This window comes from Streptomyces sp. 840.1, assembly GCF_003751445.1.
GTDB lineage: Bacteria > Actinomycetota > Actinomycetes > Streptomycetales > Streptomycetaceae > Streptomyces.
On sequence record NZ_RJUU01000001.1, the window covers coordinates 3,636,300 to 3,654,874 of the forward strand.

Annotated in this window: 18 protein-coding genes; 6 read left to right on the top strand and 12 right to left on the bottom strand. The window is 71.5% G+C overall.

Annotated features, from left to right (window positions below):
- Positions 1 to 39: 39 nt before the first annotated feature.
- From EDD93_RS16600 to EDD93_RS16610, 3 genes are all read right to left on the bottom strand, one after another.
- Positions 40 to 681, bottom strand: a complete 642-nt coding sequence (locus EDD93_RS16600) for a GNAT family N-acetyltransferase (RefSeq protein WP_185092340.1) — start codon at positions 679 to 681, stop codon at positions 40 to 42.
- Positions 682 to 825: 144 nt separating this feature from the next.
- Complete coding sequence (locus EDD93_RS16605; protein ID WP_123525876.1) at positions 826 to 1,494, bottom strand: YdcF family protein; 669 nt, start codon at positions 1,492 to 1,494, stop codon at positions 826 to 828.
- Positions 1,491 to 2,285, bottom strand: a complete 795-nt coding sequence (locus tag EDD93_RS16610) for a GntR family transcriptional regulator (protein ID WP_123525877.1) — start codon at positions 2,283 to 2,285, stop codon at positions 1,491 to 1,493. The genes EDD93_RS16605 and EDD93_RS16610 overlap by 4 nt, the downstream gene beginning before the upstream one ends.
- A gap of 367 nt (positions 2,286 to 2,652) precedes the next feature.
- On the opposite strand from EDD93_RS16610, the gene EDD93_RS16615 reads away from it, so the two are divergent.
- Positions 2,653 to 2,877 (top strand): hypothetical protein, encoded by a 225-nt coding sequence (locus EDD93_RS16615; protein WP_260255757.1) that lies wholly within the window; start codon positions 2,653 to 2,655, stop codon positions 2,875 to 2,877.
- A 77-nt stretch (positions 2,878 to 2,954) separates the two neighbouring features.
- Here the strand turns inward: EDD93_RS16615 and EDD93_RS16620 are convergent, their stop codons facing one another.
- From EDD93_RS16620 to EDD93_RS16635, 4 genes are read right to left on the bottom strand one after another with little or no spacing between them, the layout of a single operon-like run.
- Positions 2,955 to 4,121 (bottom strand): acyl-CoA dehydrogenase family protein, encoded by a 1,167-nt coding sequence (locus tag EDD93_RS16620; RefSeq protein ID WP_123525879.1) that lies wholly within the window; start codon positions 4,119 to 4,121, stop codon positions 2,955 to 2,957.
- A 7-nt stretch (positions 4,122 to 4,128) separates the two neighbouring features.
- On the bottom strand, positions 4,129 to 5,085 hold the full coding sequence (locus EDD93_RS16625; RefSeq protein ID WP_123525880.1) for a hydroxymethylglutaryl-CoA lyase: 957 nt from the start codon (positions 5,083 to 5,085) through the stop codon (positions 4,129 to 4,131).
- Positions 5,082 to 7,160, bottom strand: coding sequence for an acetyl/propionyl/methylcrotonyl-CoA carboxylase subunit alpha (locus tag EDD93_RS16630; RefSeq protein ID WP_123527814.1), 2,079 nt, complete (start codon positions 7,158 to 7,160; stop codon positions 5,082 to 5,084). Before EDD93_RS16630 ends, EDD93_RS16625 begins: the two co-directional genes overlap by 4 nt.
- A gap of 13 nt (positions 7,161 to 7,173) precedes the next feature.
- The gene (locus EDD93_RS16635; RefSeq protein ID WP_123525881.1) at positions 7,174 to 8,781 is read right to left on the bottom strand and encodes a carboxyl transferase domain-containing protein; all 1,608 of its coding nucleotides are present in this window, start codon (positions 8,779 to 8,781) and stop codon (positions 7,174 to 7,176) included.
- 96 nt (positions 8,782 to 8,877) lie between these two features.
- On the opposite strand from EDD93_RS16635, the gene EDD93_RS16640 reads away from it, so the two are divergent.
- The 4 genes from EDD93_RS16640 to EDD93_RS16655 all read left to right on the top strand — a co-directional run bounded on the left by EDD93_RS16640 (position 8,878) and on the right by EDD93_RS16655 (position 13,542).
- Positions 8,878 to 9,513 (top strand): TetR/AcrR family transcriptional regulator, encoded by a 636-nt coding sequence (locus EDD93_RS16640; protein WP_123525882.1) that lies wholly within the window; start codon positions 8,878 to 8,880, stop codon positions 9,511 to 9,513.
- Positions 9,514 to 9,623: 110 nt separating this feature from the next.
- Complete coding sequence (locus EDD93_RS16645) at positions 9,624 to 11,057, top strand: glycosyltransferase (RefSeq protein WP_123525883.1); 1,434 nt, start codon at positions 9,624 to 9,626, stop codon at positions 11,055 to 11,057.
- Positions 11,058 to 11,134: 77 nt separating this feature from the next.
- On the top strand, positions 11,135 to 12,664 hold the full coding sequence (locus EDD93_RS16650) for a DUF6056 family protein (protein WP_123527815.1): 1,530 nt from the start codon (positions 11,135 to 11,137) through the stop codon (positions 12,662 to 12,664).
- A gap of 98 nt (positions 12,665 to 12,762) precedes the next feature.
- Entirely contained in the window at positions 12,763 to 13,542 is a 780-nt protein-coding gene (locus EDD93_RS16655; RefSeq protein WP_123525884.1) for a phosphatase, read from the top strand.
- 35 nt (positions 13,543 to 13,577) lie between these two features.
- Here the strand turns inward: EDD93_RS16655 and EDD93_RS16660 are convergent, their stop codons facing one another.
- Entirely contained in the window at positions 13,578 to 13,955 is a 378-nt protein-coding gene (locus EDD93_RS16660; RefSeq protein WP_123525885.1) for a helix-turn-helix domain-containing protein, read from the bottom strand.
- Between the two features lie 119 nt (positions 13,956 to 14,074).
- Between EDD93_RS16660 and EDD93_RS16665 the strand changes: the two genes are divergently transcribed.
- Positions 14,075 to 14,437, top strand: coding sequence for a DoxX family protein (locus EDD93_RS16665; protein WP_123525886.1), 363 nt, complete (start codon positions 14,075 to 14,077; stop codon positions 14,435 to 14,437).
- 42 nt (positions 14,438 to 14,479) lie between these two features.
- Here EDD93_RS16665 and EDD93_RS16670 read toward each other — a convergent pair whose 3' ends face one another.
- From EDD93_RS16670 to EDD93_RS16685, 4 genes are all read right to left on the bottom strand, one after another.
- Complete coding sequence (locus tag EDD93_RS16670; RefSeq protein ID WP_123527816.1) at positions 14,480 to 15,514, bottom strand: cation diffusion facilitator family transporter; 1,035 nt, start codon at positions 15,512 to 15,514, stop codon at positions 14,480 to 14,482.
- Between the two features lie 59 nt (positions 15,515 to 15,573).
- Positions 15,574 to 16,461 carry an acyl-CoA thioesterase II gene (locus EDD93_RS16675; RefSeq protein ID WP_123525887.1) on the bottom strand — a complete coding sequence of 296 codons (888 nt, stop codon included), beginning with the start codon at positions 16,459 to 16,461 and terminating at the stop codon, positions 15,574 to 15,576.
- An 18-nt stretch (positions 16,462 to 16,479) separates the two neighbouring features.
- Entirely contained in the window at positions 16,480 to 17,637 is a 1,158-nt protein-coding gene (locus EDD93_RS16680; RefSeq protein WP_123525888.1) for an acyl-CoA dehydrogenase family protein, read from the bottom strand.
- Between the two features lie 158 nt (positions 17,638 to 17,795).
- Complete coding sequence (locus EDD93_RS16685) at positions 17,796 to 18,569, bottom strand: TetR/AcrR family transcriptional regulator (RefSeq protein ID WP_123525889.1); 774 nt, start codon at positions 18,567 to 18,569, stop codon at positions 17,796 to 17,798.
- Positions 18,570 to 18,575: the final 6 nt, after the last annotated feature.

The following is an 18,575-nucleotide window of genomic DNA, read 5'->3' on the forward strand; positions in this document are numbered from 1 at the left end:
CGACCGGCGCCCGCCCCGTTCAGCGCCCCGCCGGAGCACTCACCCGCCGAACTCCGCACGGCACGCGTCGAGCCCCTCCACCGTGACGTCGACCGTGCGGCGCTCCTCCCAGCGTGCCCGCTCCAGCCGCAGCCGTTGCAGCGTGACGGGCCCACCCCGCAGGGCGGCGGTCTCCAGCCCGTCGGGGAGGTAGCCGAGCCGCCGCGAGACGCCGAGCGAGCGCGGGTTGTCCGTCATCGCGGACGAGACCGCCGTACGGGCCCCGAGCCCGGCGAAGGCGAGATGGAGCGCACCGGCCCGCATCTCGGTGCCGATGCCCCGCCCCTGGTACGCGAGCCCCAGCCAGGACCCGGTGCTCACCTCGCCGGTCACCGCGAAGTCCTTCCCCATCACGTCCTGCCGCCCGACCACCCGGCCCTCGTGCAGCACCGCGAGGCTCAACGCCCAGTTGTCGGCGGACCAGTTGGCGACGGTGGCCAGTACGTGCTGGAACACCGCCCGGCCGTTCTCGGCGGGCGAACCGTCGGTCCAGGGCACGGTGAACGGCATGGTGTCGGGGGCGTGAACTCCGTCGGCGGCGACCGAGGCCAGCGCGTCCAGCAACTCCAGGTCCGGGAGGCGCAGCTCCAGACGAGGGGTGCGGACGCGGAGCCCGTACAGGGGCCAGTGCTGCTGTTTCATGGACGAACACTGCCGGGGCGGGGTGGGGGGTGTCGAACGAATTGCGGGGCAGCGGGTGCGGCGGGCCCCCTCGCGGGCGGCCCGTTTCGGTCCGTCCCGTCCGTCGCGGCTCGGGACGCCGTGGACGGGTGCCCCGGCGATGCCTCAACCGTCGGCGCCGGTTTCGCCCGCCATGAGCCGGCTCGTGAAGCCCGCCCGGCGCAGCCGCTCATAGGCGGCGGCCACCTCGCCGGGAACCGGATCGGCGGCCATGAAGCCCTGGGCCGGGTAGATCAGCAGCCGCTGCAACGTACCGACCAGCATGTCGATGACCATGCGGTCGTCCTGGATGGAGGCGAGGTACTCCTCGAACGTGATCGGTTCCGACGCGCTCACGAACGAGACCCCCGGCCACAGCTTGCGCGCAGTGGCGTGGGCGCGCCGTTCCTCGTACGGCTTGCTGATCAGGAGCACGGACGAGACGCCGGCACCGGTCTCTTCGAGCAGCGCCCGGGAGAAGCGGATGTTCTCGCCCGTGTTGCGGGCGCGCGGTTCCACGAGCACGGCGCTTGCGGGGACGCCGAGTTCGAGCGCCCGCTCCCGGTAGTGCACGGCCTCACCGCGCGGCATGCGCGCCCGTGTGGTCCGGCTGGTGGCGCCGGTGAAGACGATGAGGGGCATCATGCCGCGCCGGTAGAGGCTCACGGCCGCGTCGGCGACCCCGAGGTCATGGCTCCCGAGCCCGATCGCCACCGAGCAGGGGCGTGGGTCGTGGTGCATCAGGTGGTGGTCCCAGAGGATTTGGGCGTCGGACCAGGACCGGTGGGAGATCATCGCGGGCCGCCATTGCCGTGCGCAGAGTCCGGAACGTCGAAGTCGTACGACCATCTGAATCGAGAGGCCGCGTGCACGCCTATCGCGAACTCGACGACGGTTCCGTCGGCCGTGTACGCGGTCCTGTGCAGTTCGACCACCGGTTCGCCGCTGGGCAGCATGAGTAGTTTCGTCTCCTCGGGAGTCGAGGCGCGCGCGAACAGTTCCTCCCGCATGTGGTCGATCTCGTAACCCGCGTCGTACAGCACGCGGAAGCCGCCACCGCGCCCTGCGGGGCCCGGGGCCGGGTCGACGATGCGCGTGCCCTCGACATGCTCGGGGCGGTAGTAGCTGGTCAGTGCATGGGTCGGCTGCCCGGCCTCCTTCACGAGTCGCGCGCGGGCGTACACGAGGGAACCGGGCGCCAGTCCGTGCGCTGCAGCGGCGGCGGGCGGAGCCTCGACGCGATTGACCGTCTGTGTCTGATCGCCGCGGCTGTGGCTGCGCCCGGAGGCCATGTGATCGGCGATGAAGGCCACCTCGTCGCCGTCGCGCCACTTGGCCTTGTCGTACCGGTCGATGCCGAGGCGCTTGAGAGGCGGGCTCTGCCGTACGACGGTGCCGTGCCCGCGCGACGACGTGACCAGCCCTTCCGCCTCCAGCGCTCTGTACGCCGCGTGGACCGTGGACTTGGAGCCCTCACCGGCCTCGACCAGGTCCCTGATGTGAGGCAGTTGCTCCCCCGCTGAATAGGTGCCGATCCGGATCCGGTCGGCCAGTTTGTCCGCCAGCTCTCGCCACTTGGGTGCCATGCGCAACTCCTCTCGCCCTGCCTCAAGGGGCAGGCAGGCACAGTCCTGAGACAGTCCTAGGACTGTGCTCCATTATCGGGTTCGAGGGTGCGCAATCCCAGGACTGCGGGTCTCGTGATGCGGCTTCGCGCGGGTTACCTGAGAGGTGTCGTGGAATGACGGGCAGCAGTAAGGCTCGGCAGGGCCTGTCGCGGTTGACGGAGCGATGGGGAACGGATGGTGTTCTCATCGTCCCGAAGGCAGGCTCCAGAGAGGAGGGTGCCGACCTCGTTCCCGGCGCCGCCCTTCGCCGGCCGCCATGCGAGTGCGGGCATTCGCTGTGTCCCGACTATGTCGTTCTGGAGGGCGTGGAATGAGAGTTCGGCCGGTGCCGCCGGGAATCCGGATCGGGATAGTCGTCTTCGACCGGGCTCACGACATGGTGGGTGTCGTTGACCAGCTTGGCGGTTCCATCGTCATGTTGTCGCGCCCCACCGGTCTCACCTGGCAGAGCCGTTCGGCTTCCGTGCGACCCGGCACGGCCTACGAGTGCCGACAGTTGCAGGCGATCGCCGCGCTGCACAGGCAGCGGCACAAGGGTCTGAACCGCTGACCGGTCTGAAGAGGAAGGAAGCGCGGACGGGCGGGCCCGGAACCCGGGCCCGCCCGTCCGCACTGGACTCTCCGGGCTCAGGCCGGCAGGCCCAGCTCCCGGGCGATCAGCATCCGCTGGACCTCGCTGGTGCCCTCGCCGATCTCCAGGATCTTGGAGTCGCGCCACATCCGCGCCACCGGGTACTCGTTCATGAAGCCGTAGCCGCCGTGGATCTGGGTCGCCTCGCGGGCGTTGTCCACCGCCACGGTCGAGGAGTACAGCTTGGCGATCGCGGCCTCCTTCTTGAACGGCTCGTCCGCCAGCAGCCGCGAGGCCGCGTCGCGCCAGCCGATGCGGGCCATGTGGGCGCGCGTCTCCATGTCAGCGATCTTGAACTGGATCGCCTGGTTGGCGCCGATCGGCTTGCCGAAGGCGTGGCGCTCGGCAGCGTACTTCACCGACTCGTCCACGCAGCCCTGTGCGAGGCCCGTGGACAGGGCCGCGATGGCGATCCGGCCCTCGTCCAGGATGCGCAGGAACTGCGCGTAGCCGCGGCCCTCCTCGCCCAGCAGGTTCTCCAGCGGGACGCGGACGTCGGTGAAGGAGAGCTCGCGGGTGTCCGAGGCGTTCCAGCCGACCTTGGAGTACGGGGCGGCGACCGTGAAGCCGGGGGTGCCGGACGGGACGATGATCGAGGAGATGCGCGGGGCGCCGTTCTCCTTGCGGCCGGTCACCGCGGTGACCGTCACCAGTTCGGTGATGTCCGTACCGGAGTTGGTGATGAAGCACTTGGAGCCGTTGATCACCCACTCGCCGCTCACCTCGTCGCGCACGGCCGTCGTCCGGGTGCCGCCCGCGTCCGAGCCGGCGTCCGGCTCGGTCAGGCCGAACGCGCCGAGCGCCTCGCCCGAGCAGAGCCTCGGCAGCCAGCGCCGCTTCTGCTCCTCGGTGCCGAAGCGGAACACCGGCATCGCGCCGAGCGAGACCCCGGCCTCCAGGGTGATCGCCACCGAGGAGTCGACCCGGGCCAGCTCCTCCAGGGCGATGCCGAGGGCGAGGTAGTCGCCGCCCATCCCGCCGTACTCCTCCGGGAACGGCAGCCCGAACAGGCCCATCCGCCCCATCTCGCGCACGATCTCGTACGGGAACTCGTGGCGCTCGTAGAAGTCGCCGATCTTCGGCGCGACCACGTCGTGGGCGAACTCCGCGACGGTGCGTCGGAGTTCCTCGTGCTCGGCGGTCAGCCGGTGGTCCAGGGACATGGGGAAATCACTGCTCCTTGTGGGACAGGGCGCGGACGGTACGGGACGGGCTGGGTCGGCCCAGTCGTTCGGCGAGCCACATGCTGGTGGCGGTGAGCTCGTCGAGGTCGACGCCGGTCTCGATGCCGAGGCCGTCGAGCATCCAGACCAGGTCCTCGGTGGCGAGGTTCCCGGTCGCGCTCTTCGCGTACGGGCAGCCGCCGAGGCCGCCCGCGGAGGCGTCCACGGTGGTGACGCCGTGCTGGAGGGCGGCCAGGGTGTTGGACAGGGCCTGCCCGTAGGTGTCGTGGAAGTGCACCCCGATCGTGGCGGTGGCCACCCCCGCCGCGTTCAGCGCCGACAGCAGGGTCTGCACGTGGCCGGGCGTCGCGACGCCGATCGTGTCGCCGAGCGACAGCTCGTCGCAGCCGAGGTCCATCAGCGCCTTCGCGACCCGGACGACCTGGTGGACCGGGACGGCCCCCTCCCACGGGTCGCCGAAGCACATCGAGAGGTAGCCGCGCACATGCACCCGGTCAGCCTTGGCGCGGGCCACGACGGGCTCGAACATGGCGAGCGACTCGTCGACGGTGCGGTTGAGGTTGCGGGAGGCGAACTCTTCCGTCGCGGAGCCGAAGACGGCGATCCGGCGGGCCCCGAGCGCGAGCGCCCGGTCCAGCCCCCGTTCGTTCGGCACCAGGACCGGGAGCGCCACGTCGCCCACGTCCGCGATGTCACCGAGGAGAGGGAAGAGGTCCTCGGCGTCGGCCAGTTGGGGTACCCACTTGGGGTGGACGAAGCTCGTCGCCTCGATCGTGGTCAGGCCGGCGACCGCCAGCCGGCGGATGAACTCCGCCTTCACTGCGGTCGGCACGACCGTCTTCTCGTTCTGCAGCCCGTCGCGGGCGCCGACCTCGTGGATACGGACCCGGGCGGGCAGCCCGGGTGCGGCCACGGTCATCGGCAGGGTGCGGCCGTCCGTCATGCTTCCTCCCCGGTGGTGGCGGCCGGGGTGACCACGGCCAGTACCTGGTCCATGGCGACCGTCGTCCCGGCGGTGACGTCGAGTTCGGTGACGGTGCCGGCGTGCGGGGCCGAGATGACGTGCTCCATCTTCATCGCCTCCACCACCAGCAGGCTCTGCCCGGCCGCGACGTCGTCGCCGACGGCCACCTTCACCACCGTGACGGTGCCGGGCATCGGCGCGGCCAGGGTGTCGGCCCCGGAGCGGGCGGCGCCGGTCAGCGACGCCTCCACCGGGTCGTGGTCGCGGACGTGCCAGGTGTCGCCGTCCCGGCCCAGCCAGCGGCCCTCCGGGGACGCGGCGTGGGCGAACGAGTGGGTGACACCGGCCAGTTCGAGGGTGACCCGGCGCTCGTCCGCCGCGATGATCCGGGCCGTCTCGGCGCCGCCGGGCAGCGGGCCCAGCGGACCGCAGCTGCCCGAGTCCGGGGCCGGCGGCCGCGCGCCCTCGCCGACATGGCCGAAGGTCAGCTCGGTGGCCGCGCCGCACGGGCGCAGCCCCACCTGGACCGGTTCGTGCCCGGGGATCCGGAAGTGCCGCACCGTCCGGGCCGGGGTGCCGCCGAGGCGCCAGCCGTCACCGGCCGAGAAGGGGTCGGCCCAGACGTCCGGGCGGGCCGGCCCCGGGGCGTGCTGCCGCAGCAGCGCGGCGGCCGCGTACACCTCCTCCGGCACCCCGTCCGGCACCAGCGTGTCCACCTCGCGCTCCACCAGACCGGTGTCGAGGTCGCCCGCCACCACCGCCGGGTGGCCGAGGAGGCGGCGAAGGAAGCCCGCGTTGGTCGGGACGCCCAGCACCACCGTGTCCGCGAGCGCAGCCCGCAGCCGGCGCAGGGCCGTGGCCCGGTCGGGGCCGTACGCGATCACCTTGGACAGCATCGGGTCGTAGAGGCTGCCGACCTCGCCGCCCTCGCTGAGCCCCGAGTCCGTCCGCACCCCGCCGCCCTGCGGCTCGTCCAGCGCCAGCACGGCGCCGCCCGAGGGCAGGAAGCCGCGGGCCGGGTCCTCGGCGCAGACCCGGGCCTCGACCGCGTGCCCGGTGAGGGTGATGTCCTTCTGGGAGTGGGGGAGTTGCTCGCCGGACGCTACCCGCAGCTGCCACTCCACCAGGTCGAGGCCGGTGATCAGCTCGGTCACCGGGTGCTCGACCTGGAGGCGGGTGTTCATCTCCATGAAGTAGTACGAGGCCGGGTCGTTGCCCGGGACGATGAACTCCACCGTGCCCGCGCCGACATACCCGCAGGAGCGGGCGGCCTGGACGGCCGCCTCGCCCATCGCCGCACGGGTGCCCTCGTCGAGCAGGACCGAGGGCGCCTCCTCGATGATCTTCTGGTGGCGGCGCTGGAGCGAGCACTCGCGCTCACCGAGGTGCACCACGTTGCCGTGCCCGTCCGCCAGGACCTGGATCTCGATGTGGCGCGGCCGGTCGATCCACCGCTCCACGAGCAGCGTGTCGTCCCCGAAGGAGGCCCGCGCCTCTCGCCTGGCCGAGGCGATCTCGTCGGTGAGCAGCGCCGCGTCGCGGACCAGCCGCATGCCCTTGCCGCCGCCGCCCGCCGAGGGCTTCAGCAGCACCGGCATGCCGATCTCGCGTGCCGCGTCGGCCAGTTGTCCGTCGGTGAGGCCGCTCCCGGTGGAGCCGGGGACGACCGGGACACCGGCGGCGGAGACCGTCTCCTTGGCCCGGATCTTGTCGCCCATCAGCGCGATGGCGGCGGCGGGCGGCCCGATGAAGACCAGGCCCGCGTCCGCGCACGCCTGGGCGAAGCCCGCGTTCTCCGCGAGGAAGCCGTAGCCGGGGTGGACGGCCTGCGCACCGCTGCGGCGGGCCGCCTCCAGCAGCCGGTCCACGCTCAGATAGCTCTCGGCGGCGGGTGCGGGGCCGATCCGTACCGCCGTGTCGGCCTCCCGCACGTGCCGGGCGTCGGCGTCCGCGTCGCTGAAGACGGCGACCGAGCGCACCCCCAGCTCGCGCAGCGTCCGGATGACCCGGACCGCGATCTCGCCGCGGTTGGCGACGAGGACAGTGTCGAACATCGTCATCTCTTCCTCACATCCGGAAGACGCCGAAACCGGCATCGCCCAGCGGGGCGTTGGCGCAGGCGGTCAGGGCGAGCCCCAGCACCTGCCGGGTCTCCATCGGGTCGATCACGCCGTCGTCCCACAGCCGGGCGGTGGCGTAGTACGCGTTGCCCTGGGTCTCGTACTGTTCGCGGATCGGGGCCTTGAAGGACTCCTCGTCCTCGGCGCTCCAGTCGTCGCCCAGTTGGTCGCGCTTGACCGTGGCGAGGACGGACGCGGCCTGCTCGCCGCCCATGACGGAGATCTTCGCGTTGGGCCACATCCACAGGAAGCGGGGACTGTAGGCCCGGCCGCACATCGAGTAGTTGCCCGCGCCGTAGGAGCCGCCGACCACCACGGTCAGCTTCGGCACCCGGGTGCAGGCGACGGCGGTGACCATCTTCGCGCCGTGCTTGGCGATGCCGCCGGCCTCGTAGTCGCGGCCGACCATGAAGCCGGAGATGTTCTGCAGGAAGACCAGCGGGATGCCGCGCTGGTCGCACAGCTCGATGAAGTGCGCGCCCTTCTGCGCCGACTCGGAGAACAGGATGCCGTTGTTGGCGACGATCCCGACCGGGTGGCCGTGGATGTGGGCGAAGCCGGTGATCAGCGTCGTCCCGTACTCGGCCTTGAATTCCGCGAACCGCGATCCGTCGACGACCCGGGCGATCACCTCGCGCACGTCGTAGGGCGTGCGCGAGTCGACGGGCACCGCCCCGTACAGCCCGGCGGGATCGACCTTCGGCTCGTCGGCCGCCCGTACCGACCAGGGCAGCGGGCCCCGGTCCGGCAGGGTGGCCACGATGTCGCGCACGATCCGCAGCGCGTGGGCGTCGTCCTCGGCGAGGTGGTCGGTGACCCCGGACGTACGGGAGTGGACCTCGCCGCCGCCCAGCTCCTCCGCCGTGACGACCTCACCCGTCGCCGCCTTCACCAGCGGCGGCCCGCCCAGGAAGATCGTGCCCTGGTTCCGGACGATCACGGCCTCGTCGCTCATCGCGGGGACGTACGCCCCGCCGGCCGTGCAGGAGCCCAGTACCGCCGCGATCTGCGGGATGCCGGCCCCGGACATCCGGGCCTGGTTGTAGAAGATCCGCCCGAAGTGCTCCCGGTCCGGGAACACCTCGTCCTGCATCGGCAGGAAGGCGCCGCCCGAGTCCACCAGGTACAGGCAGGGGAGCCGGTTCTCCAGCGCCACCTCCTGGGCCCGCAGGTGCTTCTTCACGGTCATCGGGTAGTACGTGCCGCCCTTGACGGTCGCGTCATTGGCGACGATCACGCACTCCCGGCCGCTGACCCGGCCGATCCCGGCGATCACCCCGGCGGCCGGAGCCGCGCCCCCGTACAGCCCCTCGGCCGCCAGCGGGGCCAGCTCCAGGAAGGGCGAGCCCGGATCGAGCAGGGTGTCCACCCGCTCCCGGGGCAGCAGCTTGCCGCGCGAGACATGCCGGGCGCGGGCCTTCTCACCCCCGCCGAGCCTGGCCGTGGCGAGCCGCTTGCGCAGCTCGTCGGTGAGCGCGTGATGAGCCGCCTCGTTGGCCTGCCAGGCCTCGGAGGCGGGATCGGCCGCGCTCGCCAGCACCGGTGCCTGCTGCATCCTGTCGAGCCCCCTTGCCCGTGCCGCTGTGTTAGTGAGCGTTAACGTCAGCCACAGGTTAACGACCGCTAACGCGCCTGTCTAGAATGATTGGTCATGAGCACCCATGCCGCCGCCCGCGTCGCGGCTCCCACCCGCCGTGAGCAGATCCTCAAGGAGGCCGCCCGCCTCTTTGCCGAGCGCGGCTTCCACGGAGTCGGCGTCGACGAGATAGGGGCCGCCGTCGGTATCAGCGGCCCCGGCCTCTACCGCCACTTCCCCGGCAAGGACGCGATGCTGGCGGAACTGCTGGTCGGTATCAGCGAGCGGCTGCTGGCCGGCGGGGAGCTGCGCGTCTCCGAGGACGCGGCCTCGGCCGACGGGTCGCGGGAAGCGCTGCTGGACGCGCTCATCGAGGGCCACATCGACTTCGCCCTCGACGACCGCCCCCTGATCACCCTGCACGACCGGGAGCTGGAACGCCTGCGCGACACCGACCGCAAGCGGGTCCGCCGGCTCCAGCGGCAGTACGTCGAGGTGTGGGTCGGCGTCGTCCGCGGCCTCTACCCGGACCTCCCCGAGCACGAGGCCCGCGCCGCGGTGCACGCCGTCTTCGGGCTGCTGAACTCCACCCCGCACCTGGGCCGCCCCGGCGCCCTGCCCGACCGCGCGGACACCGCGGCGCTGCTGCACCGGCTGGCCCGGGGCGCCTTCGACGCGGCGGGCGGCGCCCGGAGCGGAATTCCCGAGTAGCGGCGCTTCCCCCGCGACTTTTCCCCGCGAATCCCTTTCGCCTGAGTTGTTTCGGCAGCGTGCGGACATAGGCTTCGGAGCGGTCGCGTCCGCGCCTGATGGGGAATTGAATGAAAAACTGCCAGGTATCGATCGTCGTCCCCTGTTATAACGAGGACGAGGCTGTCACGGCGTTTCACCGCGCTCTGGTCGCCGCCCTCGAACCGACCGGGAAGAGTTTCGAGGTCTGCTATGTCGACGACGGCAGCGAGGACCTCACCCGCGCCGAACTGATCCACCTGGCAGCCGTCGACGAACGGGTCCGGTACGCCGCCTTCAGCCGTAATTTCGGCAAGGAGGCCGCGATGCTCGCCGGACTGCGCATGTCCTGCGGCGAATCCGTGGTGCTCATGGACGCCGACCTCCAGCACCCGCCGGAACTCCTGCCCCGCATGATGGAGTTGAGCGGGCAGGGCTACGACCAGGTGATCGCCCGGCGCGACCGCGAGGGCGAGGGCGCCCTGCGCTCGTTCGTCAGCCGCTCCTACTACCGCGCCATGGGGCACTTCATGGACGTGTCGGTGGTCGACGGCGAGGGGGACTTCCGGCTGCTGTCCCGGCGCGCGGTCGACAGCGTGCTCGCGCTCCCGGAGTCCAACCGGTTCTCCAAGGGGATCTTCTCCTGGATCGGCTTCGACACCACCAGCTTCACTTACCACAACGCCCAGCGGGTGGCCGGACGCTCGAAGTGGGGCAGCAGACGGCTGCTCAACTACGGCATCGACGGACTGATCTCCTTCAACAACCGCCCCCTGCGGCTCGCCATCTACGCCGGCCTCCTGATGGCCCTGGCCGCGACGGGATACGCCCTGTGGATCATCGTGGAGGTGGCGCGCCACGGCGTGGGGGTGCCCGGCTACACCACCCTGCTCACCGCCGTCGTGGCACTCGGCGGTATCCAGCTGGCCACACTCGGCGTCGTCGGTGAGTACGTCGGCCGGATCTACTGCGAGACGAAGAACCGCCCGCACTACCTGATCCGCGAGACCAGCGAGCAGCCCGCACCCGCCCCTCCCGCCGCACCCGAACGGGCGTTACGGGTGAGAGGCGGCGGCGCGAGCGCCTTCGGGAACGGCCGTTCCCGGACCGTGCGCCAATTCATCACCTTCGCCATGATCGGCGTCGTCAACACAGCGGTCTATCTGAGCGTCTACGCGACACTCAACCGCTGGATTCCCTATCTGACCGCCCATGTCATCGGCTATTGCGTCAGCATTGTGGGCTCCTTCCTGCTCAACTCCTACATCACCTGCCGTACGAGTCCGACGTGGCGGGCCTTCGTCCGCTTTCCGCTGTCGAGCCTCGTCAATCTCGTCCTTTCCGGGGCGCTGCTCTATGTCGGGGTGAGTCATCTGGGCATGGGAAAGAACATTGCCGCGCTGATCGCCGGAATTCTCGCCACCCCGTTCTCCTTCCTGATCGCCCGGTGGGCCATCACCTCCGGCGCGGCCGTCACCCCGCAGCCGGAACCGCTGCCGGGCCGGACCGGCCGTCCCGGCGACTGACCCTGCGCGGCACCCCTGTACGGCACGAGTACGCACACCCCAGGCAGCGGCACCGCACGAAGGGCACCGGCACATCCATGACCGCGCAACCACCGGGAACGGCGGACACCCCACCGGCGGCGGCAGGCGCCAACCGCCCGCCCACGGCGCCGAAGCCCCCGAGGCCCCGGACGCCGGTCTGGGCGGCCGTGCTCACCGTCTTCCCGCTGGCCCTGCTCGCCGCGTCCTTCTGGATCGGCAGGCTGGTGCGGCCGGGCGGCGACGACTGGTGCTTCCTGCCCGTGCTGCGCGACGACGGCGTCTCCGGCATGATCGGGAAGTTCTACCTGCACGACAACGGCCGCATCGCCAACGCCCTGATGGTCGCCGTCTACGGGGCCGGGGGAGTGGCCGGCCATCAGTGGTACGCCGTCATCAGCGGGCTGCTGATCCTGGCGGTGCTCTGGGCGCTGGTCCCGGCCGCGCTGAGCCGTACCGGGCGCACCGTACCGCGCGGAGTGCCGCTGCTCGTCGCGTCGATGAGCGCCGCGGTGTTCTTCTTCGCCAGCCCCAACACGTACAAGACGTTCTACTGGCCCGCCTCGTCCGTCTCGCACACCGTCGCCCCGGTCCTGGCCGCGGCGGCGGTCATCCCGCTGCTGCGGGCCCGGTCGCACCGGGGGCGGATTCTCGCGCTGTGCGTCGCCGCCGTGGCGGGGCTGTTCATCGGGACCCTCTCGGAGGGCACGTCGATCGTCTCGGGCGTCCTGCTCTGCACCGCGCTGCTGCTCAGCCTCCGGTCGCGGCCGGGCCCCGCCCGTGCCCGCACCCGGCTCTGGTGCGGCGTCGCGCTGGCCGCCCTGGTGGCAGGGCTGGTCATCATCTACACCTCGCCGGGTTCCCTCCACCGCCGGGACCGCTTCGGCACCGGCGCCACGTCCGTCCTCGACGCCGGATCGCTGGCCGACGCGCTGCGAACCTTCGGTGACATCCTGGGAACCGTCCTCACCACCTGGACCTACCTCGGCGCACTCGCCGTCGGCGTCCTGCTGGGCCTGCTCCTGCGCGAGCGCGGCCCGGCCGGTGACGGGCCCCTGCGCGGCCGGCCGATGGTTCCGGCCCTGGCCGTGGTGGCGGCCTTCCTGGTGTCCGGGTACCTCTGCACGCTCGTCACCCTCCCGGCCTTCGAGCACAACATGCTGACGTATGGCACCCGCACCTGGAACGACTACCTCTTCCTGCTCGTGCTGCTGCTCGCCGCACTCGGCGCCCTGCTCGGCGACGCCCTGCGCACCCGTGCCCGGGGCACCGCGGCCGTCCCTCTCGCCACGGGTGCGGCGGCGGTGCTCTGCGCGGCGGTCTGCGTGGGGCTGGCCGTGCCGCTGGCCGGGCTGGCCCACGACATGGACGTACGGGCCCGGCACTGGGACCGCCAGGACCGGTGGCTGCGCGAGAAGGCGGCGGCCGGCGCCGAGGTCCTGCCGTACGTACCGGCCTCGGTGGGGCAGATGCGCGACCCGTTCGGCAACCACGGCCGCAGCGTGTGGCCGGCCCCCTGCACCGCGCAGTACTACCACCTGAAGCGGATCACCTACTCGACCCGGCCGCTCCCCGGTCCGGCCCGCTGACCTCCCCACCCGTTCCCGGGCCCCTGTTCCGGGGCCGGGGAACACCTACTGCGCCATGTGAACGGCACACTGCGCACACCTGACGGCACAATGGGTTCATGCCGATACCCAGCCGTGCCGCCCTCGTCGAACAACTCGTCCGTACGCGAATAGCCGGAGACGTCGCGACCCCGCGCGACAACAACCTCTCCCACTACCGCAAGCTAGCCAACGGCGACCGCCACTTCTGGCTGGGCCTGGAGCTGGGCGACCGCTGGCGCGACGAGCAGGACGTGCTGGCCGTGATGGCCGAGCGGTGCGGGGTCAGCGACGACCCGGAGCACCGGTTCGGCCAGGACACCATCGACCCCGAGCTCACCGTCGACGCCCTGGACCGGGCGGCAGCCCGGCTGCGCAAGGCGGCGGACGGCTCCGAGCGCGTGCTGTTCGCCACCGGTCACCCGGGCGGCCTGCTGGACGTCCACCGGCAGACCGCGGCCGCGCTGCGGGCAGCCGGCTGCGAGATCGTCCGGATCCCGTCCGGGCTGATGGCGGACGAGGGCATGGTCTTCCAGTTCGCGGACGTCGCCGTCCAGGAGCGCGGCGCGACCCTCTGGCACACCCACTCGCCGGCCCCGATGGCGGCGATCCTGGACGGCCTGGAGCGGGAGGGGCGCCCCATGCCCGACCTGGTCGTCGCCGACCACGGCTGGGCGGGATGCGCGGCGCAGCGGGGTCTTGACGCCATCGGCTACGCGGACTGCAACGACCCGGCGCTGTTCCTGGGAGAGGCCGAGGGCACCCTCCAGGTGGCCGTCCCGCTGGACGACCACGTGCTGGACCCGAGGTTCTACGACCCGATGACGGATTACCTGCTGGACGCGGCCGGGCTGCTCTGACGATCCGGTAGCGGTGCCGGGCGACGGCGAACGGCTCAGGGGTGCTCGGAGTCGTAGGCGGCCTGGCTCCGCTCGATGCCGGGGTTGTTGTCGACCGCCCACTCGGCCAGCTTCACGGCGGGCCCGATCAGGGTCCGCCCCGTCGCGGTCAGCTCGTACTCGACGCGCGGCGGGACCTCGGGAAACGCCGTGCGGGTCACCAGGCCGTCGCGCTCCAGGTGCCGGACGGTACGTGTGAGCATGCGCTGCGAGATGCCCGGGATGCGCTGCTGGAGCTCGGTGAACCGCATCCGCTCGCCGTCCAGGGTGGCCACCACGAGCAGCGTCCACTTGTCGCCGATGCGGTCCAGGATGCCCCGGATCGCCCGGCCGCCGTCGCCGCGGATGAGGCAGGTGGTGCGGTACTTCGACATGGCGTCCCCTGTTCGCAACGCACACCGGTGTGCCTTTTGTAAGCGCCTCCATCCTGACCGACCATGTGGTTACGGACAAGTCGTAACCATGACGGCCCCGGCCATGACGGAGGACACGGATGGACATCGCCTACTGGATCGTCGCCGGGCTCCTGGGCGCTTTCTACCTGTACGCCGGCGGCAAGAAGGCCGTGCAGTCCAAGGAGCGGCTGGCGCCCATGATGGGCTGGGTGGACACGGTCCCGATGGGGGCGGTCCGGGCCATCGGCGCCGTCGAGATACTCGGGGCCGCCGGCCTCGTACTGCCGCCGCTCACCGGTATCGCGCCCGGCCTCGCGACAGCGGCCGCGATCGGCCTCGCCGTGCTCCAGGTACTGGCGGCGGGCCTGCACCTGTCCCGGGGCGAGGCGAAGGACACCGGTCTGAACGCCGCACTCACCGTGCTCGCCGGGGCGGCCGCCTGGCTCGCCACGACACGGTGACCGGGCAGGGCCCGCGGCCGCCCGGCCGGATCCGCCGGTGCCTCAGTCCTCCTGCCGGTCGGTGAACAGCCCCCCGCCGTCCCCGTTGCCCTCCCCGTCGCCGGGCCCGACCGGTTCCGTCCCGGCGGCGCGGGCACGGCGGCGCTGGGCCATCCCCGGGGTCGGGTCCAGGTACACGCGCTTGATCGACGGGTACCGCTCGCGCAGCTGCTGTTCCGCCTCCTCACAGGCCCACTCCACCTGCTCGGCACTGACGACGTCCCGGAAGTCGACCTTCGCCGCGATCATGACCTCGGACGGTCCCTGGATGAGGGTGGTCAGCTCCAGCACCTCGATGATGTGTGACACGGAGAGCAGTTCCTCGCGCACCCCCGTCCGCATCGACTGCGGTACCGGGCGGCCGATCAGCAGCTGGGCGTTCGAGCGGCCGAGCACCCAGGCCACGTACACGAGCAGCACCCCGATCAGGATCGACGCGATCCCGTCATAGACGCCGGAACCCGTCAGCTGGCCGCCGAGCAGCCCGCCCGCGGCCAGCAGCAGTCCGACCAGGGCCGCCGAGTCCTCCATCACCACGGCCTTCACCGCGGTGTCGGGCGTGCGGCGGAAGTAGCGGGAGGGGTCCGCGCCGATCCGCGCCGCCTCGCCGCGGACCTGGCGCAGCCCGGTGCGCAGGGAGTAGCCCTCCAGCAGGAAGGCGATGCCGAGCACGATGTACGAGACCAGCGGATCACCGAGGTCCTCGCCCGCCATGAGGGTGTGGACGCCGTCGTACAGGGAGAAGACCGCACCGCCGACGAACGTGGCGACGGAGGCGAGCATCGCCCAGATGTAGCGTTCCGGGCCGTAGCCCAGCGGGTGGTCCTCGTCGGCCGGCTTCTCGCTGCGTTTGAGCGAGGTGAGCAGCAGTACCTCGGTGACGGTGTCGGCGACCGAGTGCGCTGCCTCGGAGAGCATCGCGCTCGATCCGCTGATCAGTCCCGCGACGGCCTTCGCCACGGCGACGCCGAGGTTGGCCGCCGCGGCGACCACGACCGTGAACGTGGACTCCCCGCCCGATGATTTCTCGTCACTCATGGTGGGGAGTATGTCCGCAGCCGGGGCGGGCATGTCCCACGCGCGGCCACGGGTTCCGGTCAGTCCTTCCGGGGGACCCGGACGACGCCCTCCTGGATGACGGTGATCGCGAGGCGGCCGTCCTGCGTGTAGATACGGGCCTGGCCCAGCCCGCGCCCGCCGGACGCGGACGGCGACTCCTGGTCGTACAGCAGCCACTCGTCGGCCCGGAAGGGCCGGTGGAACCACATCGCGTGGTCCAGGCTCGCGCCCACCACGTCACCGACGGCCCAGCCGCCGCGCCCGTGGGCCAGCAGCACCGAGTCGAGCAGCGTCATGTCGGAGACGTACGTCGCCATGCAGACGTGCAGCAGGGGATCGTCCGCCAGCTTGCCGTTGGTGCGGAACCACACCTGCGAGCGGGGCTCGCGCGACTCCCCGACGGTGCCGAACGGCGGGGCGTCCACGTACCGCAGGTCGACCGCGGCCCGTGCCTCGATCAGCCGGTCGACGACGCCGGGGTCGCTGAACCGGTCCGCGTGGCGCGGCAGCATCTCGGCGGCCGTGGGCAGCGTCTCCGGGTCGGGCGCGGCCGGCATGGGCGCCTGGTGCTCCAGGCCCGCCTCGTACGTCTGGAAGGACGCGGAGAGGTGGAAGACCGGCTGCCCGTGCTGGACGGCGACGACCCGCCGGGTGGTGAAGGAGCGCCCGTCCCTGATGCGGTCGACGGTGTAGACGATCGGCGCGCCGGGGTCGCCCGCCCGCAGGAAGTACGAATGCAGCGAGTGGGCGCTCCGGTCGGCCGGGACGGTGCGGCCCGCGGCGACCAGTGCCTGGGCGGCGACCTGTCCGCCGAAGACGCGGGGCACGAGCGCCGAACGGCTCGTGCCCCGGAAGATGTCCCGCTCGATCTGCTCCAGGTCAAGGAGCTGGAGCAGATCGAGCAGGGGGTCGTTTGCTGTGCTCATGGAGAGAACGTAGCCGCTCTACAGACCCATGGACTTGGCGATGATCGACTTCATGACCTCGCTGGTGCCGCCGTAGATCCGGTTGACCCGGTTGTCCGCGTAGAGGCGGGCGATCGGGTACTCGTTCATGAAGCCGTAGCCGCCGTGCAGCTGGAGGCAGCGGTCGATGACGCGGTGGGCGACCTCGGTGCAGAACAGCTTCGCGGACGCGGCCTCGGCGGCGGTCAGCTCACCGGCGTCCAGCGCCTCCAGCGCCCGGTCGGCGACGGCCTGGGCCGCGTCCACCTCGGCCTGGCAGGCGGCCAGCTCGAACTTGGTGTTCTGGAACGAGGCGACGGTCTTGCCGAAGACGGTGCGCTCCAGCACGTACTCCTTGGCGAACCGGACGGCCGCCGCGGCCTGGGCGTACGCCCCGAAGGCGATGCCCCAGCGCTCGGAGGCCAGGTTGGTGCCGAGGTAGCCGAAGCCCTTGTTCTCCTCGCCGAGGAGGTCCTCGGCCGGGACCTTGACGTCGACGAACGCCAGCTCGGCGGTGTCGGAGACCTTCAGGCCCAGCTTGTCGAGCTTGCGGCCGACCGAGTAGCCCTCGGACTTGGTGTCGACGGCGAAGAGCGAGATGCCGAAGCGGCGGTCGTCCTCGCGCGGGGCGGAGGTGCGGGCGCAGACGATCACGCGGTCCGCGTGCACGCCACCGGTGATGAAGGTCTTGGCGCCGTTGAGGACGTAGTGCGTGCCGTCCTCGGAGAGCTTGGCGGTGGTCTTCATGCCCGCGACGTCGGAACCGGTGCCCGGCTCGGTCATCGCGAGGGCCCACATCTCCTCGCCGGTGGTGAACTTCGGCAGCCAGCGCTTCTTCTGCTCGTCGGTGGCGAGCATCTTGACGTAGGGCAGCCCGAGCAGGGTGTGCACCCCGGAGCCGCCGAAGGACACACCGGCGCGGGCGGTCTCCTCGTAGATGACGGCCTCGTACTTGTGCGAGTCGATGCCCGCGCCGTCGTACTCCTCGTCGACGTTGATCCCGAAGACGCCCAGCTCGCCGAGCTTGAGGTAGAAGTCGCGCGGTGCCTGCCCGGCGGCGAACCACTCGTCGTAGACCGGCACGACCTCGGCCGCGATGAAGGCGCGGATGGTCTCCCGGAACGCCTCGTGGTCCTCGTTGAATACCGTACGGCGCACGGGGTGCCTCCTCTATCAGCTGCGGGCGGGCTGGCTAAGCGCTTGCTCAGTACTATTAAAAGTTACCCGGCAGTCACCGGCGCTGTCCAGGGTGATGCTGAGCACGCCGGAGGCGGTACGCGTGCGCCGGGCGCCGGTGGTGTGCGCCCGGCGCCGCCTCAGATGCCGAACCGTGCGGAGATCCCGTCCAGTACGCAGTCCAGGCCCGTCTCGAACGACCAGGTCGCGTCGTCCTTGCGGGTGGCCCGCAGCCCGTAGCGCCGGTACGTGGGATAGCGGCCGGTGCTCATCAGGTACGTCATCTGCGGAGCAAGGCCCAGCCGTGTCTCGTCGCCGGACGACCAGCCTGCCGACTCCGACCACTCCCGCAGGGCCACTTCCGACTGTGCCGCGCCGTGGGCGAAGGCGCTGACGGTGCGGAACACGGCCATCATCGTGTCCTCGTCGAGGCCGAGTCCGTCGAGCGCCGCCAGCTGCCGTTCGGCGATGGCCAGCCGGCCGGGCGTCAGCACGAAGAGATGGGTGGGCAGCTGCCCCGCCCAGGGGTGCCGCAGCATCATTTCCCGGGTCAGCCGGCCGAAGGTGCGCAGCACCTCGCGCCATTCGGTCACCTCGTCGGGGATCCGCATCTCCGCGGTCACCAGCTCGGCCATCAGTGCCCACAGGTCGTCCTTGCCGGAGACGTGCCGGTAGGCGGCCATGGGGGCGACGCCCAGCTCCGTGGCGAGCCTGCGCATGGTGACGGCGGCGAAGCCCTCCGCGTCGGCGATGCCCACGGCGACGGTGCCGATGCGCTCCAGGGTCAGCGCGGTGCGGGGTGCGGTCGCGGGCTGGTCCAGGCGCTGCCAGAGGGAGAGCGGAGCGTCCGGCCCCGTCCCGGCGTCCTTGCTCCCGCCGCTGTCCTTGCTGCTGTCCTTCTTCTGACCGGCCACGGGCGG